Here is a 20,593-nt window from a genome sequence, read left to right as displayed (position 1 = left end):
TAGGCGTGACCTAGGGATGGATCGTCTTCAGGTGCGGCTCGAAGTCGGCCGACACCCGCTCGCCGTACGTCTCGGTGCAGCGCTTCAGCAGGTCGCTGCGCGACAGGGTGTACTCCTGCGTGCCGATCTGCTCGACGACGTAGACCGCGACCAGGCAGCCGAGCTGGGCGGCGCGCTCGTGGTCGAGACCCCACGCGAGCGCGGCCAGGAAGCCGGCCCGGAAGGCGTCGCCGACGCCGGTGGGCTCGACCTTCTCGATCTCGGGCACCGCGGGGACGCTGATCGACTCCCGGCCGCGCCCGTCGACGCGCACCCCCTGGGGTCCGAGCGTGACGATCCACGTGCCGACGCGGTCGAGCACCTCGTCGGTGCTCCAGCCCGTCTTCTGCGTGATCAGGGACGCTTCGTACTCGTTCGAGAACAGGATCTCGGCGCCGTCGATGAGCTGGCGGATCAGCTCGCCGTCGCCGAACGCCAGCTGCTGCGACGGGTCGGCCACGAAGCGGTAGCCGCGCTGCCGGCACTCGTCGGTGTGGCGGAGCATGCCGTCAGGGTCGTCGGGGCCGATCAGCACGAAGTCGCTCGGGCCGACGCGCTCGATGATGGGCGCGAGCTCGATCTCGCGCGACTCGCTCATCGCACCCGGGTAGAACGAGGCGATCTGCGCCATCGCCTGGTCGTTGGTGCACACGAACCGCGCGGTGTGCTTCGTCGTGGAGACGTGCACCGAGTCGCAGTCGACGTTGTGCCGCTCGAGCCAGGCGCGGTAGTCGCCGAAGTCCTCCCCCACCGCTCCGACGAGCACCGGGTTGAGGCCGAGGTTGCCGAGGCCGAAGCAGATGTTGGCGGCGCATCCACCGCGGCGCACCTCGAGGTCGTCGACGAGGAAGGACACCGACAGCTTGTCGAGCTGGTCGACGACCAGCGAGTCGGAGAACTTGCCCGCGAAGGACATCAGGTGGTCGGTGGCGATGGAGCCCGCGATGAGCAGCGACATGTTCGCAGACCCTACCCGCGCGCCCACCTTGGAGTACCAATCGGTAACGCCTAGCGTCGGGGGCATGACGAAGCCGGCCGTCGACTCCCCTTGCGTGTACGACGAGCTGTCGACGCCCGCGCAGATGCGCGACGACGCCCGGGTGGTCGTCTCCGCGCTCGGCCTCGAGCGAGCCGCGCTGGCCGCGGTCGGCGAGGCGCCGAGCCTGCGCTTCGAGGACTTCCCGCGCGAGGTCGCCAAGCGCGAGATCTCGATCAGCGACGCGGCGGCCCGGCTGGCCGGCTCCCTGCACCTGCACCTGGACTGACCCGGGACGCGAGAAGGCCCCCGACCTGCTGGTCGGGGGCCTTTCGTTGCTGGTGACCGGGGACTAGTGGAACGAGTCGCCGCAGGCGCAGGACCCGGTGGCGTTGGGATTGTCGATCGTGAAGCCCTGCTTCTCGATCGAGTCGACGAAGTCGATCATCGCGCCGTTGAGGTAGGGGACGCTCATCCGGTCGACGACCACGGTCACGCCGTCGAAGTCGGTGGTGACGTCGCCGTCGAGCGTGCGCTCGTCGAAGAAGAGCTGGTAGCGCAGGCCCGAGCAGCCGCCCGGCTGGACGGAGATGCGCAGGGCCAGGTCGTCGCGACCCTCCTGCTCGAGGAGGCTCTGGACCTTGGAAGCCGCGACCGGGCTCAGGTTGATCTGGTCGGTACGGCGCTCTTCGGTGGTCTCGAGCTGCTCGGTCATGTGATCTCCCTGGGGGGTCTGAGGGTGGAGCGGTGCTACTCGTTCCAATGGTCGCACATCGGGGGTTATTCCCCGAGTCGGCCGGAGCCGCCCGACCACCCCGTGGACCAGGTCCGGGCCACCCGTTCGGCCAGGTCGGCGAGCGCCCCGTGGGGGTCGGTGAACGATCTCTCCTCGCCGACCGCATCGACCATCGCGTAGGCCGACTCGACTCCCAGGGCCCGCATCTCGCGGGCACCGACTAGCACCTGCCCTGCGAGCGCGACGCAGGGCCGCAGCGCGTCGGCGGCGACCTGCGCGACGCCGTACGGCACCTTGCCGGAGCGGCTGGAGAAGTCGAAGGCACCTTCCCCCGTGACCACCAGGTCCGCCTTCCGGGCCCGCGCCGCGAGATCGACCTGCTCGGCGACCAGTCCGATGCCGGGTTCGCGCCGGGCGCCCAGCAGCAGGAGCGCGAAGCCGAGCCCTCCCGCCGCCCCCGCGCCCTTCTCGAGCGCCGTACGGCGGTCGGTGGCGACCGCCCACTCCTCCAGCACGGCGTCGACGGCCGGGAGCCGCTCCTCCGCGATGCCCTTCTGCGGGCCGTAGGTCTTGGCGGCGCCGAAGAGGCCGGTCAGCGGGTTGTCGACGTCGCTGGCGCCGACCAGGGCGAGCCCCTCGACAGCCGCCCGCGCGGCAGCCAGGTCCACCCGGGAGACCCCCGCGAGGCCGGCGCAGCCGCGGTCGAGCGGCCGGTCGGCGGTCGCACCCAGGGCAGCGAGCAGGCCGGCGCCGCCGTCGGTCGTGCCCGAGCCGCCCAGCCCCACGACGATCGTCCTCGCGCCCGCGTCGCGAGCGGCCAGCAGCAGCTCGCCCACGCCGTACGACGAGGCGCCCTCCGGGTCGCCCCCGTGCTCGGTCAGGTGGCGGCCGCAGGCCTGGGCACTCTCGACGTAGGCCGTGTCACCGGCCACCAGCACCGTCGCCGGCACCTGCTCGGCGTACGGACCACCTACCGTCACCGCGGCGAGCTCGCCGCCGGTCGCGGCGTGCAGGACGTCGACGAACCCGGGTCCGCCGTCGGACATCGGAGCGAGGTCGAGCTCGTCGTGCGGTGCCCGACGCGCCCACCCGGCCGCGATGGCGGCGGCGGCTTCCGGCGCGGTCAAGGTGCCGGCGAACTTGTCGGGGGCGATGAGCACGCGCATGCCCCCATCCTTCCCGACGATGCGGATGCGACCCGCCGGCGGCCCGCCTAGGCTCTCCTCACGATGACGAACCCGACGACGGGGCAGCCCGCGATCCCGGCCGATGTGCCCGCCGGGGTGATGATCCGCCCGATGACGCCGGCCGACGTGCCGGCGGCCGAGCACCTCTCGGCGGAGGCCTTCCTCGAGGTGGCCCGCGCCCACGCCCCTCGTGGCGCCGCGGAGCCGCGGCTGCGGTCGCGGGCCCGTGCCGACCTCTGGGTGACCCGCACGCTCCGGTTCCTCGAGAGCGACGCCGCCGGGTGCTGGGTGGCCGAGGGCGGCGGCGAGCTCCTCGGCTTCGCGACGTCCTACCGGCGAGACACGACGTGGTTCCTCGCGACGTACGCCGTGCGGCCGGGCATCCAGGGCCGGGGGCTCGGCAAGGCGCTCCTGGCCACCGCCCTCGACCACAGCCGCGGCGCGCTGCGCGGCATGCTGAGCTCGTCGGACGACCCGCGCGCCTTCCGCCGCTACCGGCTCGCGGGCTTCGACCTGCACCCGCAGATGTTCCTCTCGGGTGAGGTGGACCGCAGCGCCGTGCCGTTCGTCGAACGCGTACGCGAGGCCACGCGGGGCGACATCGACCTGATGAACTCCGTCGACCGGGCCACCCGCGGGGCGGCGCACGGCTCCGACCACGAGTTCCTCTTCGCACACCACCGGGCGATCGTCGTCGACCACCGGACGGGCGAGGGCTACGCCTACTTCGACGACCGCGGTGTTGCGCTGCTGGCAGCCTCGAACCGTCGCACCGCCACCTCGCTGCTGTGGGCGGCGCTCGCCGAGGCGGAGGGCGAGACGTCGGTGCCCCACGTCACGGCCGCCAACCAGTGGGCCATCGACGTCGGGCTGGCGGCCGGCCTGTCCCTGCGCACCCAGGGGTATCTCGGCGTGCGGGGCATGAAGCCGCCGACGCCGTACATCCATCACGGCTCGCTGCTGTAGCGAGCGCGTTCGGCTGGAACCGAGGGCCGCCGGGCGGTGTAGACAAGGTTGTCGGACCTCCGAACGGAGCCACGATCAGCACCGAAGACGACGCCCTGCTGGTAGCCCGGGCGTGCGCGGGAGACCTTGACGCGTACGCCGTGCTGGTGCGCCGTCATTCGCCTGTCGCGATGCGGACCGCTGCCCTCCTCGGCGCGGGACCGGACGCGGAGGACGTCGTCCAGGAGGCATGGGTGAAGGCGTACCGCTCGCTCGGCAGGTTCAGGACAACCGAGCCGTTCCGGCCGTGGCTGCTGCGGATCGTGGCCAACGAGGCGCACAACCATCACCGGGCTGCGGTACGACGAGGCGCCCGCGAGCGCCGGGTGCTCCAGGCGGAGCTGCTCGACCCGGCCGGCGAGGTGGCCGACCGGGAGGACCGCGAGCGACTCCTGCGCGCCGTCGGGCAGCTCCCCGACAGGCTCCGGACCGTAGTGACCTGTCGCTACCTGCTCGAGCTGGACGAGGCGGAGACGGCGCGGGTGCTGGCCATCCCGAAGGGCACGGTGAAGTCGCGACTGAGCCGCGGCCTGGCCCAGCTGCGCGGTGTGCTCGGCGTCGACGCCGGAGAGGCGGCCCGTCATGCCTGACCTCGAGTCACGGCTGCTCGACCTCGGCCGGGCCGTGCGCGTCGACCCACCCATCGACCTTGCGGAGCGGGTGCTGGCCCGGCTCGCGGCCGAGCCGGCGCCCTCCAGGCTCTCGACGGTGACGTCGTGGGTGCGGGCCCGGGCGCGCTGGCTCGCGGCCCTGATCGTCGGCCTGCTGGGGCTCGGCATCGTGCTGTCTCCGGTGGGCGCCGAGGTGCGCGAGTGGTTCGGCTTCCACGGGGTCGTCGTCGAGGAGGGCCTGCCGGAGGTGGGTGGTGAGCCCTACGTGCCTGCGGCAGAGGGACGGGTGTCCCTCGATGAGGCCGAGCGGCTGGCCGGCTTCGACGTGACCGTCCCGGCCGCGCTGGGGCAGCCCGATCGCGTGGCGGTCTCGCCCGACCGCGCCCTGGTCTCCATGACCTGGGGCAGCGGCGCCGAGACGCTCCGGATGGACCAGTTCGACGGGGAGCTGGAGCCGCGGTTCTGGAAGACCTCGCTCGATGCCGAGCTCGTGCCCGTGGGCGGCTTCGAGGCACTGTGGTTCCCCACACCGCACGAGGTCGTCCTACTCGTCGACGGTGCGATGGCCCGGAGCTACCCGCCACGGCTGGCGGCCGCGACGCTGATCTGGGTGCGAGCCGGGGTGACGATGCGGCTGGAGGGCGACCTGAGCCGGGACCGGGCCGCCGAGATCGCGGAGTCCTGCGGCTGACGGAACCTGTGGCCCGTCGGCGGTGTATCCACCCCAGACCCGCCTCGAGGAGGAACCATGCGCCGCTTCCCGACCTTCATCATCGCCCTGGCCGCCGTGCTCGCGCCGGTGCTCGGGCTGCCGCATGCCGCCCACGCCGGCGGCCCCACGAGCGTGCTGCTCACCAGGCCGGGCCACGACGCCGCCGCGCTGTACTACAGCGACAGCAGGTACGCCGAGCTCGAGCTACTGGTCGCCGACACGACCGAGGTCGTGCCGCCGCCGGCGTTCGGGGAGGGCGGGCAGCAGTACAACGTCACCTGGCTGATCCACGACCAGCTCATCTGGCGCACCGACCGGATCCACGTCGACGGCAGGCAGGTCTACCTCGAGACGACGATGGTGGACGGCGTGATGGATCCCGGGGCCGAGCAGACCACCACCTGGCACCGAGCCGCTTCAGGCGGGCAGCTGCTCGGGCTGCTCCAGGGACTGCTGAAGGGCGGCGGCGGAGCAGCGGACGCGTATTCACCCGACCTCTCAGCCAGCTCCCCGGCGCCGGCACCGGCCGCCGTACCCCCGGTGCGGGCTGCCGAGTCTGAGCCGGCGTGGTTCACCCTGACTGGCTGGGCATGGGCCCTGCCTGGCCTTGCGCTCGGCGCAGTCGCCGGCCTGCTCGCCGGGCGGCGCAGGGCCGCGCAGCGGGAGCCACGCCAGGTGCTGGTCGAACGCGAGGCCGTGGGGGCGTGAACCGGTCTGCTCAGTCGCGGTGCGACTTGCCCGGCAGGTCGAGCATCCGCTGCAGCGCGACCTTGGCCTCGATCTCGGTCTGCGGGTCCACCGAGATGACGTTGACGACGTTCCCGGCGACCAGCGACTCCATCGCCCACACGAAGTGCGGCAGGTCGATGCGGTTCATCGTCGAGCAGTAGCAGACGTTGCGGTCGAGGAAGACGATGTTCTTGTCGGGATGCGCGTCGGCCAGCCGCTTGACGAGGTTGAGCTCGGTGCCGATCGCCCAGGTGGTGCCTGGCTCTGCGGCCTCGATGGTCTTGATGATGAACTCCGTCGACCCGACGAGGTCGGCCTTGAGCACGACCTCGTGGGTGCACTCGGGATGCACCAGGATGTTGATGCCGGGGTGCTTTGCCCGGAGGTCGTCGACGACGGTGGGCGAGAAGCGGCCGTGCACCGAGCAGTGGCCCTTCCAGAGGATGATCCTCGCCGCGCGGAGCTGCTCGGGGGTGAGCCCGCCCGAGGGCTGGCGGGGGTCCCAGACGACGCACTCCTCCAGCGGGATGCCCAGCTTGAGCACGGCGGTGTTGCGGCCGAGGTGCTGGTCGGGGAAGAACAGCACCTTCGCGCGGCCCTCGACGTCTGGCTTCTGGTCGAACGCCCACTCCAGGGCGGCGTCGGCGTTGGACGACGTGCAGACGACACCGCCGTTGCGGCCGCAGAACGCCTTGATGTCGGCCGAGGAGTTCATGTAGGTGACCGGTACGACGCTGTCCTGGACCCCCGCGTCCGCGAGCGCGTCCCAGGCGTCCTCGACCTGGCCGAGCCGTGCCATGTCGGCCATCGAGCAGCCCGCCGCGAGGTCGGGCAGGACGACCTTCTGGTCGGGGCTGGTGAGGATGTCGGCCGACTCGGCCATGAAGTGCACGCCGCAGAACACGATGAACTCGGCCTCCGGCCGGTCCGCAGCGTCTCGCGCGAGCTTGAAGGAGTCGCCGGTGACGTCGGCGAACTCGATGACCTCGTCGCGCTGGTAGTGGTGGCCCAGCACGAAGACGCGCTCCCCAAGCGCAGCCTTGGCGGCGCGGGCTCGCGCGACCAGGTCGGGGTCGGAGGCGGCGGGCAGGTCGCCGGGGCACTCGACGCCCCGCTCGGCAGACAGGTCCGTGCCGCGGCCCAACGGGAGGAGCGGCAGGTCGACGGTGGTCATGGCGTGATTCTAGTTCGGAGGAGATCCCCGGCGCCCAGCGGTGCCATCCGGGCAGTGATCGCCGCGGTGGCGCTGGTCGGGGTGCGAGGAGCGGGTCGCTGTGTCGCTGGTGGAGGAGCAAGGAGGTCGCTGGTTGAGGTGCGAGCAGGTCGCTGGTTGAGGTGCGAGCAGGTCGCTGGTTGAGGTGCGACCGGCGCCCGACAGGTCGCTGATTGAGGTGCGAGCAGGTCGCTGGTTGAGGTGCGAGGAGCGCAGCGACGAGCCTCGAAACCAAGACCGCCCGGGTATGCACAGGCACCCGAATCGGGGCGCCGAAATGTCGGTGGTCGGTGATTGGCTTCTCGTATGGCGATCACCACCAGCGAGCTCCCCGACACCGCAGCCGCGGTGCTCGCGTTCGCCCGTTCCCGCCGCCGGATGGCGGATCGGGCGGAGGCGGAGCTGCTGGTCGCAGCCTGTGAGTGGGCCGACCTGCACCCTCCCGAGTCGGTGTCGGATGCGGCCGCGTTCACGGTGCCGGGTGGGGGTGAGCACGAGGAGCCGGTCGCCGGCCCGGGTGCACCACTGGTCGCGGAGTTCTGCATTCCCGAGTTCGGTGCCGTCCTCGGCCTGTCCACCACCGCGGCGAAGCAGCTGATCGGCCAAGCCCTCGAGCTCCGGCACCGGCTGCCCAGGTTGTGGCGCCGGGTCCAGGCCGGTGACCTCCCGGCGTGGCGGGCCCGGCGGATCGCGGAGACCACCATCCACGCCGGGTTGTCACCCCAGGCGGCGGCGTACGTCGACGCCCAGCTGACCCCGTTCGCACACCGCACCACGACCACCGCGGTGGACCGGCTGGTGGACGCGGCCATCGCCCGGTACGAGCCCGCCCGCGCCGCCGAGACGGCCCGGCTCGCCGCCGACGGTAGGCATGTGACCATCGAGGACCAGCAGGTCTCGTTCGCGGGCACCATGCGGGTCACCGCGGAGCTCGACCTCGCCGACGCCCTGGACTTCTCCGCCGCCGTCACCCGCGGCGCCGAGACCCTCAAGACACTCGGGTCCGAGGAGTCCCTCGATGCCCGGCGGGCCGCCGCGGTCGGAGAGCTCGCTCGGGCCCAGCTCGCTCTGCCGCTGGTTGAGGAGGTTGCGCAGCAACCGTCTCGAAACCAAGGCACCGCCCGGCAGGTGGTCCTGCACGTGCACCTGAGCGAGGACGACCCGGTCGCCCGGCTCGAGCCCGGCACCCTGGCCACGATCGACCAGGTCCGGCACTGGTGCGCCCGCTCGCACACCCAGGTGGTGGTGAAACCCGTCCTCGACCTCCACCAGCCGATCGTGTGCGAGGGCTACCAGCCCTCACCCCGGCTCCGCGAGCAGGTGATCCTCCGCGACCGCACGTGCGTGTTCCCCTGGTGCACGAGACCCGCCCGGGGCTGCGACCTCGACCACATCGTCCCCTGGGAGACCGGCGGACCCACCGACACCACCAACCTCGCCGCGCTGTGCCGGCGACATCACCGGCTCAAGACCCATTCGGCCTGGGCATATGAGCGCACCGGCCCCGCGGCGTACACCTGGACCAGCCCGCACGGCCACACCTACGTCCGCGACGACACCGGCACCGAGCCGGGTTGACCACCACGCCCCACACCCCGCCGAGACCACACCGGCGGGGCAGGGGGCGTGCCATGCGGACGTAACTGAGTGTCCTATTGGCGTCCGCGCTGGGGTATCCCGTTCACCGGAACTGAGCTCACCGACGTGTGGGGCGGGCGCGTCCCGGCGCGTTGTCAGGGACGTGGGTCAGCAGGTCGCCGGGTTGGCAGTCGAGTTCTCGGCAGATCGCATCGAGGGTCGAGAGACGGATCGCCCGCGCCTTGCCGGTCTTGAGGATAGAGAGGTTGGCGATGGTGATGCCGACGCGATCAGCCAGCTCGGTGAGGGTCATCCTGCGGTCGAGCAGGACGTGGTCGAGGCGGATGTCGATCGCCATCAGACCGTGAGCCTCTGGTCGTGCTCGAGGCGCACGCCGCGCTGGAAGACCTGCGCCAGCAGCAGCAACAGCGCCCCGAAGGCCATCCGCGTGAGCTGCGGTCCGCCTGGCTCCATCGACCCCAGGTGCAGGCCCACACCTTGTGCACCGGCGCTGAGGAGGCCGTAGTCCCAGGCCTTGGGGCTGAGGAACAACCACAGGAAGGGCTCCAGCAGCTCCCACAAGATCAGGATGAGACCGATGACGCGTAGTCGACGCACCACCTGGTCGGTGAACGGCGCGTCATGGGAGACGGCGCGCAGCAGCAGCCACAGCTGCGACAGCAGGAAGGCAAGGACAAGCAGGTTGAGCACCGTCATTCCGTACAGCGATGCGACCAGGGGGTTCCAGCCAGGCTGGGCGTCGAAGAGCATCCGGCCCTCGAGATGGGCCGACACTGCTCGGACCTCGTCGTCCGGGAGCAGGAAGGGCGGGTCCTGTCGTGGGCCCTGCGCATCGCGGAGGAGGACGTTCTCGCAGTCGTCCTGGGGGTCGCGGAGGTTGATACGAGGGCAGACCTCGGTGAATGCAACGACCTCCCAGGAGGGCTGATAGCTCATCTCAAGCAGATGGGTGCCTGGCACGAGACTGATCCGGTGGGAGTAGTCGCTCTGGCCGGTCAACCCGGTGAGGCCGACGGCGGCTACCCACAGCGCCCCCAGCGTCGTGACGACCGAAGCCGCCAGCGCAATCCAACTGGCAAGCATGAAGTTGCGGTCCTGACGCATCTTCGGATTTCCTGACCTTCGGCGGAGTTCCGTTGAGAAACAACGTGTCCGCATCGACCTTCGATGTCAAGGAGAGCGCGAGGGTCGCCTCTGCGATGCGACTATCCGGACCTGCCGCGTGCTCCTCGGTCGGCGGAGGGCGGCTAGGTCAGGGTGCGAGCGCGGCAGGACGCCGGCGGGCTCGTTCTCGTGAGAGAAGACGCAGCGTCGTGGCGATGCAGGCGACCTGAAGCCAGCCGGTAGCCGACGCGGTGGTGTTCTCGAACGACTTCGCAAGCCGGCGGGAGCGCCCGAGGCGGCCGTGGGCGACCTCGACGCGCCAGGCGTGCCGGATGGGGCGGAAGACCGGCTGCTTGTCGTCCCACCCGACTCGGCGGACCTCAAGGTCGTGGTCTCGGCCGAGTGCGCGAGCAGCAGCCGCAGTGACCCCGCGGTCCACCAAGACCAGCTCGAGCCTTTCGGTGACGCCCTGTTGGGTCAGGTGCTCGAGCATCAGCTCGCTGGCCCGGTTCTCGTGCGTCGAGGTCGGCACGACCACCCCAGCCACCGGAAGGCCGGTCACGTCGACGGCGATCACACGCTTGGCGCCCTTGGTGCGGCCGTAGGGGCCGCCTCGGTCGTCGAAGGTGAAGCCGCCGTTCGAGGCGCCCCGTGCCAGGTGGGTGTCGATGACGGCCATCGAGGGCGTCTCCTCCGCCCTTCCGTCCTGCCGGCGAGCCGCTGCGTGCAACACCGTCAGGGCCTGCGCCCAGGTGCCATTGCGTGACCAGCGGCGGAACTGCGACCACACCCGAGTCCATGGTCCGAACGACTCCGCGAGGTAGCGCCACTGGCAGCTGGTATGGCCGATGTACAGCATGGCGTCCACGACACACCGCAGGCCCTGGGCGTGCCTGCGGCGCGCTTTCCTGGCGCGTTGAACACCGGCTCCAGCAGGTCCCACTGCTCATCGGTCAAATCGCTTGGGTACGGCATGGACCGGGAGAGGGACAGGTCCAGTCCGCCGGGTCGCTTCCCGACGTCACTGACCCCCGCGCTTACGCGTGAGGCAGTGTGAACTGCACGGTGGTGCCGCCACCGAGCGTCTCGTCGAGCCAGATGCGGCCCTGGTGCGCTTTCACGATGCGGCGGGCCGTGGTCAGCCCGAGACCGGTGCCGGGTACGGACTTGTCGAGGCGGGCGAGCGGCTCGAAGACCCGCACGCGCTCGCCGGCGGGGACGCCGACGCCGGAATCGGCGACGGAGAGGACCCATTCGTCGTCGCCCTGGGTGGCCGACACCACGACGCGCAGGGAGCGCGTGGGGTCGGCGAACTTCACGGCGTTGTCGAGGAGGTTGGACAGCACGACCTGGAGCTGCCCGGGGTCCGCGACAACAGTGGGCATCGGCCCCACCTCGACGACCGAGCGCTCGACGGAGTCGGGCAGGCCGCCCAGGGCCACCGCGACCAGGTCGCCCACCTTGACGTCGCGCTTCTCCGGTGGGGTGCCCTGCCGGGCGTAGGAGTGCAGGTCGTCGATCATGTCCTTCATCCGCTGCGCCCCCCGCTCGGCGCGGGCGACCATCGATGCGACCAGGGTGTCGGCGGGGTCGATGTTGTCCTGGGCGATCTCGAGTGACATGGCCACAGCGGCGAGCGGGTTCTTCAGGTCGTGGCTGACGGTGCCGGCGAAGGCGGCCAAGCCGTCCTGCGCGACAGCCAGCGCCTCGGACGCCTCGAACAACCGGCGTGAGGCCAGCTCGAGCTCGAAGACCCCGACCACCCGTTCGGCGATCAGGGCCAGATCGTCGGCCTGACGCACGGCCGCGCGCGGCTCCTCGTCGAAGACACAGACCACCCCGAACCTGACGCCCTCGGGCGTGGTCAGCGGGTGCGCGGCACTGAAGCGGATCGCGCTGCGCTCGCCGTTGACGAACACGCTCGCCACGTAGCGCTCGTCCGCAGCCGCATCGGGGATCACGAAGGGCCCAGAGTCCAGGAGCGACGACGTACACAGCGCTGAGGCCGCAGCCTCCTGGTCGGCGTCGAAACCGAAGGAGCCCACGGAGTACGGGCCGGCGTCGCCGAGCACCATGATCGCCGCCATCGGCACGTCACAGACCCGCGCGGCGAGCTCCGCGAGGCCGGTCAGCTCGGCCCGGTGCGGCTGCTGGAGCAGGCGATACTCCTCCACCGCCACGCTGCGCTGCTGCCGGGTGTTCACAAACCACGAGCATCCCACACGGCCAGCCACCTCTGCAGGTCCTTCTCGAAAGGGAGCTCGGCCTGCAGATGGTCGCGGACGGTGATCTCGAGGAGGTTGTCGCGGCGCTGCTCCCCTGCCGGCAGGCCCGGAACCGGGGCGAAGGGGTAGAACGTGCCCTGCTTGTAGAGATACACCAGCCCGAACGTGCGGCCGGCGGCGTCACGGAACGGCACCAGGGTGCACAGCAGGCCGCCACCGAAGCCCTGCGCCTCGATGGTGGAGTTGACGGCGTGGAGGTCGGTGCACAGCCCCGCCATGTCGTCCGGACTGCCTACGACCTCGAGCCAGGTGAAGCCGAATGCGTCCGTCGTGGTGGTGACCGACGGCGCGGCGGGCTCGTCGTCGATCAGGGCGACGATATCGGCCTGCGCCTGGGCGAACGCCGCCCCGGCGGCCGCCCGGTAGCAGACCGCTCCCGTGCCCGTGGGCATGAATCCTGCCGCCGTCTGCAGGGTGATGGCCGCGCTCGGCACGAGGAACATCGCGTCGAGGTCGGGCTCCTTGATCCGGCTCCGACCGGTCATCGCGTCCCACAGGCCCACGGGGTCAGCCCGTCGGTCGGCCGAGCTCGGCCTGGATCTTGGCGAGCTGCTCCAGGCGCTGCTCCAGCGAGGGGTGGGTGGACGTGATCGACTTCCAGCTGACGCCGCTGATCGCCGGGGCGATGAAGAACGCGTTCATCGCGGCGCTGGCGCGCAGGTCCTTCTGCGGGATCGTGGAGATCTCGCCGGTGATCTTCTGCAGAGCCGAGGCGAGCGCCGCGGGCTTCATCGTGAGGTACGCCGCCGACCGGTCGGCGCACAGCTCCCGGTAGCGCGACAGCATCCGCATCAGCACGAAGCTGACGGCGTACACCACCAGGCTGACCAGCAGCGCGATCAGGAAGGCCGGCGCGCCGCCGTTGTTGTTCCCGCGCCGGGCCACCCCGAACCCGCCGAACTGGGCCCCGCGGGTGAGCATGCCGGCGACGATGCCGGCCGAGGACGCGACGGTCATCACCAGCACGTCCCGGTGTGCCACGTGCGAGAGCTCATGGGCGAGCACGGCTTCGAGCTCCTCGGCGTTCAGCTTGCCGAGGATGCCGGTGGTGACGCAGACGACGGCGCGCTGCGGCGACCGCCCGGTCGCGAAGGCGTTCGGGAGGTCCAGGTCGGCGACGCCCACCCTGGGCTTCGGCATGTCGGCCATCGTGCAGAGCCGGTCGATCATGGCGTGCAGCTCGGGTGCCTCGTCGGGCGTGACCTCGCGCGCCCGCATCGCCCGCATGGCGACCTTGTCGGAGCTCCACCACTGGTAGAACGCGACCGCGATGCCCGCGAGCCCGACGAAGACGACCAGGTTGGACGGGACGACGAACATCAGGACCACGACGAGCCCTACGAACAGTGCACCGAGCAGGAACATCACCGTCGTCATGCGGAGGGTGAGCCCGGTGTCCTTGATGAAGCGGGAGCGGGCCATCAGCCAGGGATCAGTCCGTCGTCGGAGAGCAGCTGCCGGACCTCGTCGAGGGTGGCGTCGGACGGCGGGAGGATGAGGTCGGACTCGTCGAGGCTGTCCGCCTCATGCGGCACGCCCACGGTGCGTACGCCGTCGAGCAGCGCGGCGAGGGCGGTGCGGAACGCCTCCTCGTCACCCGCGTCGATGGCGGACTCCACTGCGGAGTCGAGCTGGTTGAGCGCGGAGAGTGCCTCGTCGGACACGTCGAACTGACCCTCGGTGAGGATGCGCACGATCATGCCGGGCCTTCCTTGCTGGCCTCGCGCTGCACCTGCTCCTCGTCGTCCTGGAGGATGTCGCCGTCGTCGGCCGCCTCGATGGCCTGGGGTGCGGACTTCGCCTTGAGGGCTGCCAGCTCGGACTCCACGTCGCTCTGCGAGCTCATCGAGTCGAGCTCGCGGGCGATGTCGTCGTTGCCACCGGGCCGCGACACGTCGTCGAGGGCACCGGAGGCGATCAGCTCGTCGATGGCACCGGCGCGAGCCTGCATCTGCGCGGTCTTGTCCTCGGCGCGCTGGATGGCCATGCCGACGTCGCCCATCTCCTCGCCGATGCCCGACATGGCCTCGCCGATCCGCGTCTGTGCCTCCGCCGCGGTGTAGGTCGCCTTGATGGTCTCCTTGCGGGTGCGGAACGACTCGACCTTCGCCTGCAGCCGCTGCTGGGCGAGGGTGAGCTTCTCCTCCTCGCCCTGGAGCTGCGCGTGCTGGGCCTTGAGGTCGGTGATCTGGTTGACCAGCCCCGACTTGCGCGTGAGCGCCTCCCGCGCGAGGTCCTCGCGCTGCATGCCGATCGCCTTCTCGGCCTGGCTCGAGAGCTTGGCGCTCTGCGCCTCGAGCTGGTTGACCTGGAGCTCCACGCGCTTGCGGCTGGTCGCGACGTCGGCGACCCCGCGGCGTACCTTGGAGAGCAGGTCGAGCTGCCGCTGGTAGCTGTAGTCCAGCGTCTCGCGGGGATCCTCCGCCCTGTCGAGGGCCTTGTTGGCCTTCGACCGGAAGATCAGACTGATGCGCTGCATGAGGCTCATGAGGTGGCGACCCCTCCTGGTTCGTGGTGCCGTCCGATCGCTGGTCAATCACCGGGGCGGTCACTCGTGGTCGTGTTCTCACCCTAGGACCAAACGCAAGCAGGGGCGAGCGCAGCCGCCCGGTAGGCTGAGCCCTCCGATCGAGCATTCGTCCATCCAGCCGTACCAACCGTGAGGCAAGCGTGTTCCGTCGTTCCAAGCCCGAGCCCGTCCCCGCCGGCAGCGCGTCCCCGGGCGGCTCCGACGACGCCGCGGCCCGCGGCCGCAAGGGCCGTCCCACGCCGACCCGCAAGGAGGCCGAGGCAGCAGCACGAGCGCGCGCCAAGACCCCCCGGACCCGCAAGGAGATGGCCGCTGCGCAGCGCGCCGCCCGGTCGGAGTCGAGCCAGAAGATGCGGGCGGCGATGAAGGGCGGCGACGACCGCTACCTGCCGAACCGTGACAAGGGGCCCGAGCGCCGGTTCATCCGCGACTTGGTCGACGCGCGGTTCTCCCTCATCGAGCTGATGATCCCGTTGATGCTGGCGACGCTGGTCCTCGGCTACTCCAACAACGCCTACCTCGCCAGCATCGGCAACGTCGTCCTGCTCGGCACCCTGCTGCTGGTCGTCATCGACATCATCTTCCTGCGGCTGCGCCTGCGTCGCGAGCTCACCCGCCGGTTCCCCGGTTCGCCCACGAACGGCACCACCTACTACGCGGTCATGCGGGCCCTGCAGATGAAGTTCATGCGCCTGCCCAAGGCACAGGTCAAGATCGGCCAGGAGCTTCCCGAGCACTACCGCTGATGTCCTCGGGCATGGCGGGCGGCCTGCTCGCCGGGGTGGCCGCCGCGGTCCTCTTCGGGCTGGCCGCGGTAGCCCAGGCCCGTGCCGTACGCCGCGACTCCCGCAACGCGCAGGGCCTCGCCGGGTTCGTCACCTGGGCCGCGCGCAACCCGTGGATGCTCGCCGTGGTCGGCGCGTACCTGGTCGGGTTCGTGCTGCACGCCGTGGCCATCTGGCTGCTCCCGCTCTACCTGGCCCAGGCCAGCGTCGCGCTGTCACTGCCGGTGACCGCCCTGGCCTCGGCACGGCTCTCGGAGCTGCTCACCGGCTGGCACTGGCTGGGTGTCGGCGCGGTGACCGCCGGGCTGGTGCTGCTGGCCGTCGGCGCCGGCCCAGCCGGCGACACCGTCACCGGCACCCCGTTCGCGGTGGCCGTGCTGGCCGGAGTCGTGGCGCTCCTCGCCGCCGGGCTGGCCGTGCGCCGCGCGGGTGCGCTGACCCTGGGCTGGCTGGCCGGACTCGGGTACGCCGGGTCGGCGCTCGCCGTACGCGGTGTGGACCTGCCGCTCTCGGCCGCGATCGTGATCGCGGCGCTGACGGTGCCGGCCTTCGGAGTGGTGGCGTTCTGGCTCTACTCGCTGGCCCTCGACCGGTCGCTGGTCTCGGCGGCCAGCGCCCCGATGATCACCGCTCAGACGTTCGTGCCGGCGCTGGCCGGACTCGCCTGGCTCGGTGACGGCGTGCGCGAGGGCTGGGGCGCGGCCATCGCCGCGGGTCTGCTCCTCGCCACCGCGGGGACGCTGCTGCTTTCGCGGGATCAGGCGTCGTAGTCGAGCACGACGCGTGCTGAGGTGGGGTGCGACTGGCACGTCAGCACGTAGCCGCGCGCGACCTCTTCTGGCTCGAGTGCGTAGTTGGCGTCCATCGCCACACTGCCCTCGAGCACCTGGGCGCGACAGGTGCCGCACACGCCGCCCTTGCACGCGAACGGGACGTCACTGCGCACGGCGGTCGCTGCCTCCAGCACGCTGGGCCCGTCGGGACGCAGGGCCAGGTCGATGGACCGCCCGTCGAGCCGGATCGTGACCCTGGCGGCGCCGTCGTCGGTGCCCGTGAGCTCGGCGATCGGCGCCCGGGGGGCGGCGTCGGCGTGGAAGAGCTCGGTGTGGACCCGTTCGACTCCCGCGTCGCGCAGCGCGCCGCGCAGCTCCTCGACCATCGGCTGCGGGCCGCACACGAACCAGTCGTCGACCTCGGCCACCGGCACGAACGCGTCGAGGATGGCGCGCAGCCGGTCGGCGTCCAGGCGCCCCGACAGCAGCTCGACGTCCTGGGTCTCGCGGCTGAGGACGTGCAGGATCTGGAGACGCGTGGGGTGGACGTCCTTGAGGTCGTGCACCTCGTCGAGGAACATCACCGAACGCGCGGTGCGGTTGGCGTAGATGAGGGTCACGAACGAGTCGGGTTCGCCCTCCAGCACGGCTGCGACGATCGACAGCAGCGGGGTGATGCCCGAGCCCGCGGCGATCGCGACGTACCGCTTGCCCGTCGAGGGGTCGGGAGTCACGGTGAAACGGCCGGCGGGCGTCATCACGTCCAGCCGGTCACCGGGCTGCAGGCCCCCGACGACCCGGTCGCTGAAGCCGCCGCCCGGCAGCCTCTTGACGCCGATCCGCAGCACCCCCGAGGAGGGCGGTGTGCAGATGGAGAAGCTGCGGCGTACGTCGTCGTCACCGCGGATCGTGAGGTGCTGACCTGCGGTGAAGGCGTAGTCGTCACGCAGCGGCTCGGGTACGTCGAAGGTGATCGCCACGGAGTCGTCGGTGAGCGGGTCGATGCTGCGAACGGCGAGGGAGTGGAACGTGGCAGCGTGATGGACGGCCGTCGCCGTCATCAGATCGTCTTGAAGTGGTCGAAGGGCTCCCGGCACGCGTTGCAGACCCACAGCGACTTGCAGGCCGTGGACCCGAATCGGCTGGACTCGCGGGTGTCGGGAGAGCCGCACTGCGGACAGCGCACCGAGAGGCTCACCGGCGTCGGGGCGTCCGCGCGCCGGCCGGGTGGCGCGACGCCGTAGGCCTCGAGCTTGGCCCGGCCCTCGTCGGTCATCCAGTCGGTGGTCCAGGCGGGAGCCAGCACGAACTCCACCTCGACCTGTCGGTAGCCGGCGTCGCTCAGCTGCTCGACGAGGTCGTCGCGGATCGCCTCCATGGCCGGGCAGCCGGAGTAGGTCGGCGTGATCTGGACGTGGACCCGGCCCATGTCGTCCTCGGTGACGTCACGGAGGATGCCCAGGTCCTCGATCGTGACCACGGGGATCTCCGGGTCGGGAACGCCTGCCGCGACCGCCCAGGCTCTCGTGCGCGTGGTCACCACGTTGCCCCCGGGTGCGAGCGGGTCAGGTGCTGCATCTCGGCGAGCAGGAAGCCCATCTGCTCGGTGTGCCGGCCGTCGCGCCCACCGCCGATCGCCGGGCGTACGTCGGGCACCGACAGGGTCGCCTCGGAGACGACGGCGAGGATCGTGGAGAGTACGTCGTCGCGCAGCGTGGCGGGGTCGACAGCCACGCCGTCGCTCACCAGTGCCGGGTCCACGTAGGAGCCGTCGAAGAGCTCCTCGAGGTACGGCCACTCGGCCTCGAGGGCGGCCTGCATGCGCACGTGCGACTCGTCGGTGCCGTCACCGAGCCGCACGACCCACCGGCCGGCGTGGTCGAGGTGGTAGGCGACCTCCTTGACGGCCTTGGCCGACACCGCAGCGAGGGTGGCGTCGCGGCTGCCGCGCAACGCGGCGTACAGGTGGGACTGCCAGGCGGCGACCATCAGGAGGCGCGCCATGGCGACGCCGAAGTCGGCCTGCTCGCGCTCGACGAGCCAGACGTTGCGGAACTCGCGCTCGTCGCGGAAGTAGGCGAGGTCGTCCTCGGAGCGGCCGGCGCCCTCGACCTCGCCCGCGTAGGAGAGCAGCGACCGCGCCTGGCCGAGCTGGTCGAGGCCGATGTTGGCGAGCGCGACGTCCTCCTCGAGCTGGGGTGCCCGGCTGATCCACCAGCCGAGCCGCTGCGCGTTGACGAGCGCATCGTCGGCCAGCGCGACGACGTAGTCGAAGAGGTCGCTCATAGATGCTCCACGCCTTCGGGGACGTCGTAGAACGTCGGGTGGCGGTAGACCTTGTCGGCGGCGGGGTCGAAGAAGGCGTCGCGCTCGTCGGGGCTGGACGCGGAGATCGCGGCGGCCGGCACGACCCAGACGGAGACGCCCTCCTGCCGTCGGGTGTAGAGGTCTCGGGCGTTGCGCAGCGCCATCTCGGCGTCGGGGGCGTGCAGCGAGCCGGCGTGGACGTGCGAGAGGCCGCGCCGGGCGCGCACGAAGACCTCCCAGAGGGGCCAGTCGCTCATGCGGGGTCCCCGCGGAGCTGTGCGCGGAGGGAGCGCAGCGGAAGGAGCGCAGAGGTTCGCGGGGTGTTCATGCGACAGCCTTGGTGCGGGCCGCCTGCTTCGCGGCGTACGCCGACGCGGCCTCGCGCGCCCAGGCACCGTCCTCGTGGGCACCGACCCGGTGGGCCATCCGCTGCTGGTTGCACGGACCGTTGCCCTTGATGACCTCGAAGAGCTCGGTGAAGTCGATCGGCGAGAAGTCGTAGTGCCCGCGCTCGTCGTTCCAGGCGATGGCCTCGTCGGGCAGGCTGAGGCCCAGCGCCTCGGCCTGGGGCACGGTCATGTCGACGAAGCGCTGGCGCAGGTCGTCGTTGGAGAACCGCTTGATGCCCCATGCCATCGACTGCGCGGAGTTGGGCGAGTCGTCGTCGGGCGGGCCGAACATCATCAGGCTGGGCAGCCAGTAGCGGTCCACCGCGTCCTGCGCCATCGCCTTCTGCGCCGCGGTGCCGTGGGAGAGCGTGTGCAGGATCTCGAAGCCCTGACGCTGGTGGAAGGACTCCTCCTTGCAGACCCGCACCATCGCCCGGGCGTAGGGGCCGTAGGAGCAGCGGCACAAGGGCACCTGGTTGACGATCGCGGCGCCGTCGACGAGCCAGCCGATCGCACCCATGTCGGCCCAGGTCAGGGTCGGGTAGTTGAAGATGGAGGAGTACTTCTGGCGGCCGGAGTGGAGCTGGTCGAGCAGGTCGGCGCGGTCGACGCCGAGCGTCTCGGCCGCGGCGTACAGGTAGAGGCCGTGGCCGGCCTCGTCCTGCACCTTCGCCATCAGGATCGCCTTGCGGCGCAGGCTGGGCGCCCGGCTGATCCAGTTGCCCTCCGGCTGCATGCCGATGATCTCCGAGTGCGCGTGCTGGGCGATCTGCCGGATCAGCGTCTTGCGGTAGGCCTCGGGCATGGCGTCGCGCGGCTCGACGCGGCCGTCGCTCGCGAGGAGCTCCTCGAAGCCCTCGGGGGCGTCGGGAACGTCGGTCGCGGCGACCCGGCGGGGATCGTCCGCGGGGGCGCCGAAGTCATTTCCGTACACACCCCGACGGTACCAGTGTGTGACACGCTTGCGTAGTTCGGACGCCGGTCTGTAATGCCCTGCCCGTCAGGGCAGGATGGGCGCCATGAGTGCTCCCAGTCAGTCGCCCGATCGCTCGTCGGGCGCCGACGTCTCCGTGCGCGTCGCCTGGCCCGACGACGCGGCCGCGATCGCCGGGGTGCAGCTGCGCGCCTGGCCCGAGATGTACGCCGGCCTGGTGCCCGCCGACGCGCTGCCGACCGACCTGGACGCCCTGGCCGCGGCATGGCGCGACGCGCTCGCCAAGCCGGCGGACGCGCGCAACCGGGTGCTGGTCGCGCTCGAGCGCAACCGGGTGCTGGGTTTCGTGCTCACCTCCCCTGCCGGGGACCCCGACAGCGACCCGGTGTCGGACGGTGAGCTGTCCGAGCTCACCGTCGAGCCGACCGAGCGCCGCAAGGGCCACGGGTCCCGGCTGCTGCAGGCCGCGGTCGACACGCTGGTCGCCGACCGCTTCACCCGGGCCACCTGCTGGGTGGTCGCCGGCGACGACGCGCTGCGCCGCTTCCTCACCGACGCCGGGTGGGCCCCCGACTCCGCCCACCGCGAGCTCGACCTCGACGGCACCGGTGCCACCACGGTCAAGCAGGTACGGCTGCACACGGCGCTCGCCTGAGGACCGTCCGCTTGATTTCGGCGC

At 71.3% G+C, this 20,593-nt stretch carries 26 protein-coding genes; 9 read left to right on the top strand and 17 right to left on the bottom strand.

What is annotated here, in order from left to right:
* Positions 1 to 10: 10 nt before the first annotated feature.
* Entirely contained in the window at positions 11 to 997 is a 987-nt protein-coding gene (locus tag ACP7BP_RS08360) for a carbohydrate kinase family protein (RefSeq protein ID WP_426244112.1), read from the bottom strand.
* 64 nt (positions 998 to 1,061) lie between these two features.
* On the opposite strand from ACP7BP_RS08360, the gene ACP7BP_RS08355 reads away from it, so the two are divergent.
* The gene (locus tag ACP7BP_RS08355; protein WP_426244111.1) at positions 1,062 to 1,304 is read left to right on the top strand and encodes a hypothetical protein; all 243 of its coding nucleotides are present in this window, start codon (positions 1,062 to 1,064) and stop codon (positions 1,302 to 1,304) included.
* Positions 1,305 to 1,367: 63 nt separating this feature from the next.
* On the opposite strand, the gene erpA is transcribed toward ACP7BP_RS08355, so the two are convergent.
* Positions 1,368 to 1,730 (bottom strand): iron-sulfur cluster insertion protein ErpA, encoded by a 363-nt coding sequence (erpA, locus tag ACP7BP_RS08350; protein WP_426244110.1) that lies wholly within the window; start codon positions 1,728 to 1,730, stop codon positions 1,368 to 1,370.
* Positions 1,731 to 1,795: 65 nt separating this feature from the next.
* On the bottom strand, positions 1,796 to 2,917 hold the full coding sequence (locus tag ACP7BP_RS08345; RefSeq protein ID WP_426244109.1) for a glycerate kinase: 1,122 nt from the start codon (positions 2,915 to 2,917) through the stop codon (positions 1,796 to 1,798).
* Between the two features lie 63 nt (positions 2,918 to 2,980).
* Here ACP7BP_RS08345 and ACP7BP_RS08340 point away from each other — a divergent pair, with 63 nt between their 5' ends.
* The 4 genes from ACP7BP_RS08340 to ACP7BP_RS08325 all read left to right on the top strand — a co-directional run bounded on the left by ACP7BP_RS08340 (position 2,981) and on the right by ACP7BP_RS08325 (position 5,974).
* Entirely contained in the window at positions 2,981 to 3,904 is a 924-nt protein-coding gene (locus ACP7BP_RS08340) for a GNAT family N-acetyltransferase (protein WP_426244108.1), read from the top strand.
* A gap of 140 nt (positions 3,905 to 4,044) precedes the next feature.
* Complete coding sequence (locus tag ACP7BP_RS08335; RefSeq protein ID WP_426244107.1) at positions 4,045 to 4,533, top strand: RNA polymerase sigma factor; 489 nt, start codon at positions 4,045 to 4,047, stop codon at positions 4,531 to 4,533.
* Positions 4,526 to 5,245, top strand: coding sequence for a hypothetical protein (locus ACP7BP_RS08330; protein WP_426244106.1), 720 nt, complete (start codon positions 4,526 to 4,528; stop codon positions 5,243 to 5,245). Before ACP7BP_RS08335 ends, ACP7BP_RS08330 begins: the two co-directional genes overlap by 8 nt.
* Before the next feature lie 57 nt (positions 5,246 to 5,302).
* Positions 5,303 to 5,974, top strand: coding sequence for a hypothetical protein (locus ACP7BP_RS08325; protein ID WP_426244105.1), 672 nt, complete (start codon positions 5,303 to 5,305; stop codon positions 5,972 to 5,974).
* Positions 5,975 to 5,984: 10 nt separating this feature from the next.
* On the opposite strand, the gene nadA is transcribed toward ACP7BP_RS08325, so the two are convergent.
* Complete coding sequence (gene nadA, locus ACP7BP_RS08320; RefSeq protein ID WP_426244104.1) at positions 5,985 to 7,169, bottom strand: quinolinate synthase NadA; 1,185 nt, start codon at positions 7,167 to 7,169, stop codon at positions 5,985 to 5,987.
* A 345-nt stretch (positions 7,170 to 7,514) separates the two neighbouring features.
* Between nadA and ACP7BP_RS08315 the strand changes: the two genes are divergently transcribed.
* Positions 7,515 to 8,786 (top strand): HNH endonuclease, encoded by a 1,272-nt coding sequence (locus tag ACP7BP_RS08315; RefSeq protein WP_426244103.1) that lies wholly within the window; start codon positions 7,515 to 7,517, stop codon positions 8,784 to 8,786.
* A gap of 118 nt (positions 8,787 to 8,904) precedes the next feature.
* Here the strand turns inward: ACP7BP_RS08315 and ACP7BP_RS08310 are convergent, their stop codons facing one another.
* The 8 genes from ACP7BP_RS08310 to ACP7BP_RS08275 all read right to left on the bottom strand — a co-directional run bounded on the left by ACP7BP_RS08310 (position 8,905) and on the right by ACP7BP_RS08275 (position 14,684).
* Positions 8,905 to 9,144 carry a helix-turn-helix domain-containing protein gene (locus ACP7BP_RS08310; RefSeq protein ID WP_426244102.1) on the bottom strand — a complete coding sequence of 80 codons (240 nt, stop codon included), beginning with the start codon at positions 9,142 to 9,144 and terminating at the stop codon, positions 8,905 to 8,907.
* Entirely contained in the window at positions 9,144 to 9,890 is a 747-nt protein-coding gene (locus ACP7BP_RS08305; RefSeq protein WP_426244101.1) for a DUF2975 domain-containing protein, read from the bottom strand. Before ACP7BP_RS08305 ends, ACP7BP_RS08310 begins: the two co-directional genes overlap by 1 nt.
* Positions 9,891 to 10,059: 169 nt before the next feature.
* The gene (locus ACP7BP_RS08300) at positions 10,060 to 10,854 is read right to left on the bottom strand and encodes an IS5 family transposase (RefSeq protein WP_426244100.1); all 795 of its coding nucleotides are present in this window, start codon (positions 10,852 to 10,854) and stop codon (positions 10,060 to 10,062) included.
* 94 nt (positions 10,855 to 10,948) lie between these two features.
* Positions 10,949 to 12,115: a sensor histidine kinase gene (locus ACP7BP_RS08295; protein WP_426244099.1), complete on the bottom strand. Its 1,167-nt coding sequence runs from the start codon at positions 12,113 to 12,115 to the stop codon at positions 10,949 to 10,951.
* Positions 12,112 to 12,699 carry a PspA-associated protein PspAB gene (pspAB, locus tag ACP7BP_RS08290; RefSeq protein WP_426244098.1) on the bottom strand — a complete coding sequence of 196 codons (588 nt, stop codon included), beginning with the start codon at positions 12,697 to 12,699 and terminating at the stop codon, positions 12,112 to 12,114. Before pspAB ends, ACP7BP_RS08295 begins: the two co-directional genes overlap by 4 nt.
* Before the next feature lie 4 nt (positions 12,700 to 12,703).
* Entirely contained in the window at positions 12,704 to 13,618 is a 915-nt protein-coding gene (gene htpX / locus ACP7BP_RS08285; RefSeq protein ID WP_426244097.1) for a zinc metalloprotease HtpX, read from the bottom strand.
* Positions 13,618 to 13,896 (bottom strand): PspA-associated protein PspAA, encoded by a 279-nt coding sequence (pspAA, locus tag ACP7BP_RS08280; protein ID WP_426244096.1) that lies wholly within the window; start codon positions 13,894 to 13,896, stop codon positions 13,618 to 13,620. Before pspAA ends, htpX begins: the two co-directional genes overlap by 1 nt.
* Positions 13,893 to 14,684: a PspA/IM30 family protein gene (locus ACP7BP_RS08275; protein ID WP_426244095.1), complete on the bottom strand. Its 792-nt coding sequence runs from the start codon at positions 14,682 to 14,684 to the stop codon at positions 13,893 to 13,895. The genes pspAA and ACP7BP_RS08275 overlap by 4 nt, the downstream gene beginning before the upstream one ends.
* A gap of 182 nt (positions 14,685 to 14,866) precedes the next feature.
* Between ACP7BP_RS08275 and ACP7BP_RS08270 the strand changes: the two genes are divergently transcribed.
* Together ACP7BP_RS08270 and ACP7BP_RS08265 are read left to right on the top strand one after the other, a co-directional pair.
* Complete coding sequence (locus ACP7BP_RS08270) at positions 14,867 to 15,472, top strand: DUF3043 domain-containing protein (protein WP_426244094.1); 606 nt, start codon at positions 14,867 to 14,869, stop codon at positions 15,470 to 15,472.
* Positions 15,472 to 16,281: a hypothetical protein gene (locus ACP7BP_RS08265; RefSeq protein ID WP_426244093.1), complete on the top strand. Its 810-nt coding sequence runs from the start codon at positions 15,472 to 15,474 to the stop codon at positions 16,279 to 16,281. The genes ACP7BP_RS08270 and ACP7BP_RS08265 overlap by 1 nt, the downstream gene beginning before the upstream one ends.
* Here ACP7BP_RS08265 and paaE read toward each other — a convergent pair.
* The 5 genes from paaE to paaA form a co-directional block, all read right to left on the bottom strand.
* A complete protein-coding gene (gene paaE / locus ACP7BP_RS08260) occupies positions 16,269 to 17,345 on the bottom strand; it encodes a 1,2-phenylacetyl-CoA epoxidase subunit PaaE (protein ID WP_426244092.1) in 1,077 nt (358 codons plus the stop codon). The genes ACP7BP_RS08265 and paaE overlap by 13 nt on opposite strands.
* Complete coding sequence (gene paaD, locus ACP7BP_RS08255) at positions 17,345 to 17,824, bottom strand: 1,2-phenylacetyl-CoA epoxidase subunit PaaD (protein ID WP_426244091.1); 480 nt, start codon at positions 17,822 to 17,824, stop codon at positions 17,345 to 17,347. The genes paaE and paaD overlap by 1 nt, the downstream gene beginning before the upstream one ends.
* Entirely contained in the window at positions 17,821 to 18,570 is a 750-nt protein-coding gene (gene paaC / locus ACP7BP_RS08250) for a 1,2-phenylacetyl-CoA epoxidase subunit PaaC (RefSeq protein WP_426244090.1), read from the bottom strand. Before paaC ends, paaD begins: the two co-directional genes overlap by 4 nt.
* The gene (gene paaB / locus ACP7BP_RS08245; RefSeq protein WP_426244089.1) at positions 18,567 to 18,848 is read right to left on the bottom strand and encodes a 1,2-phenylacetyl-CoA epoxidase subunit PaaB; all 282 of its coding nucleotides are present in this window, start codon (positions 18,846 to 18,848) and stop codon (positions 18,567 to 18,569) included. Before paaB ends, paaC begins: the two co-directional genes overlap by 4 nt.
* A 67-nt stretch (positions 18,849 to 18,915) precedes the next feature.
* Positions 18,916 to 19,914, bottom strand: a complete 999-nt coding sequence (paaA, locus tag ACP7BP_RS08240) for a 1,2-phenylacetyl-CoA epoxidase subunit PaaA (protein ID WP_426244088.1) — start codon at positions 19,912 to 19,914, stop codon at positions 18,916 to 18,918.
* 85 nt (positions 19,915 to 19,999) lie between these two features.
* On the opposite strand from paaA, the gene ACP7BP_RS08235 reads away from it, so the two are divergent.
* Positions 20,000 to 20,569: a GNAT family N-acetyltransferase gene (locus tag ACP7BP_RS08235; protein WP_426244087.1), complete on the top strand. Its 570-nt coding sequence runs from the start codon at positions 20,000 to 20,002 to the stop codon at positions 20,567 to 20,569.
* Positions 20,570 to 20,593: the final 24 nt, after the last annotated feature.

Origin of the sequence: Nocardioides sp. LHG3406-4, from assembly GCF_049897745.1 — a bacterium.
In the GTDB taxonomy this organism is placed as follows: Bacteria; Actinomycetota; Actinomycetes; order Propionibacteriales; family Nocardioidaceae; genus Nocardioides.
This window is presented reverse-complemented; position numbering and strand designations above follow the sequence as displayed.

Excerpts from the sequence above, each read along its gene's own strand:
- ACP7BP_RS08325 (WP_426244105.1), top strand. The coding sequence starts at position 5,303 with ATGCGCCGCTTCCCGACCTTCATCATCGCCCTGGCCGCCGTGCTCGCG.
- paaE (WP_426244092.1), bottom strand. The coding sequence starts at position 17,345 with ATGACGGCGACGGCCGTCCATCACGCTGCCACGTTCCACTCCCTCGCC.
- nadA (WP_426244104.1), bottom strand. The coding sequence starts at position 7,169 with ATGACCACCGTCGACCTGCCGCTCCTCCCGTTGGGCCGCGGCACGGAC.
- ACP7BP_RS08355 (WP_426244111.1), top strand. The coding sequence starts at position 1,062 with ATGACGAAGCCGGCCGTCGACTCCCCTTGCGTGTACGACGAGCTGTCG.
- htpX (WP_426244097.1), bottom strand. The coding sequence starts at position 13,618 with ATGGCCCGCTCCCGCTTCATCAAGGACACCGGGCTCACCCTCCGCATG.
- ACP7BP_RS08360 (WP_426244112.1), bottom strand. The coding sequence starts at position 997 with ATGTCGCTGCTCATCGCGGGCTCCATCGCCACCGACCACCTGATGTCC.
- ACP7BP_RS08330 (WP_426244106.1), top strand. The coding sequence starts at position 4,526 with ATGCCTGACCTCGAGTCACGGCTGCTCGACCTCGGCCGGGCCGTGCGC.
- paaC (WP_426244090.1), bottom strand. The coding sequence starts at position 18,570 with ATGAGCGACCTCTTCGACTACGTCGTCGCGCTGGCCGACGATGCGCTC.
- ACP7BP_RS08315 (WP_426244103.1), top strand. The coding sequence starts at position 7,515 with ATGGCGATCACCACCAGCGAGCTCCCCGACACCGCAGCCGCGGTGCTC.
- ACP7BP_RS08275 (WP_426244095.1), bottom strand. The coding sequence starts at position 14,684 with ATGAGCCTCATGCAGCGCATCAGTCTGATCTTCCGGTCGAAGGCCAAC.
- ACP7BP_RS08310 (WP_426244102.1), bottom strand. The coding sequence starts at position 9,144 with ATGGCGATCGACATCCGCCTCGACCACGTCCTGCTCGACCGCAGGATG.
- erpA (WP_426244110.1), bottom strand. The coding sequence starts at position 1,730 with ATGACCGAGCAGCTCGAGACCACCGAAGAGCGCCGTACCGACCAGATC.
- pspAA (WP_426244096.1), bottom strand. The coding sequence starts at position 13,896 with ATGATCGTGCGCATCCTCACCGAGGGTCAGTTCGACGTGTCCGACGAG.
- ACP7BP_RS08345 (WP_426244109.1), bottom strand. The coding sequence starts at position 2,917 with ATGCGCGTGCTCATCGCCCCCGACAAGTTCGCCGGCACCTTGACCGCG.
- ACP7BP_RS08305 (WP_426244101.1), bottom strand. The coding sequence starts at position 9,890 with ATGCTTGCCAGTTGGATTGCGCTGGCGGCTTCGGTCGTCACGACGCTG.
- paaB (WP_426244089.1), bottom strand. The coding sequence starts at position 18,848 with ATGAGCGACTGGCCCCTCTGGGAGGTCTTCGTGCGCGCCCGGCGCGGC.
- ACP7BP_RS08235 (WP_426244087.1), top strand. The coding sequence starts at position 20,000 with ATGAGTGCTCCCAGTCAGTCGCCCGATCGCTCGTCGGGCGCCGACGTC.
- ACP7BP_RS08265 (WP_426244093.1), top strand. The coding sequence starts at position 15,472 with ATGTCCTCGGGCATGGCGGGCGGCCTGCTCGCCGGGGTGGCCGCCGCG.
- ACP7BP_RS08340 (WP_426244108.1), top strand. The coding sequence starts at position 2,981 with ATGACGAACCCGACGACGGGGCAGCCCGCGATCCCGGCCGATGTGCCC.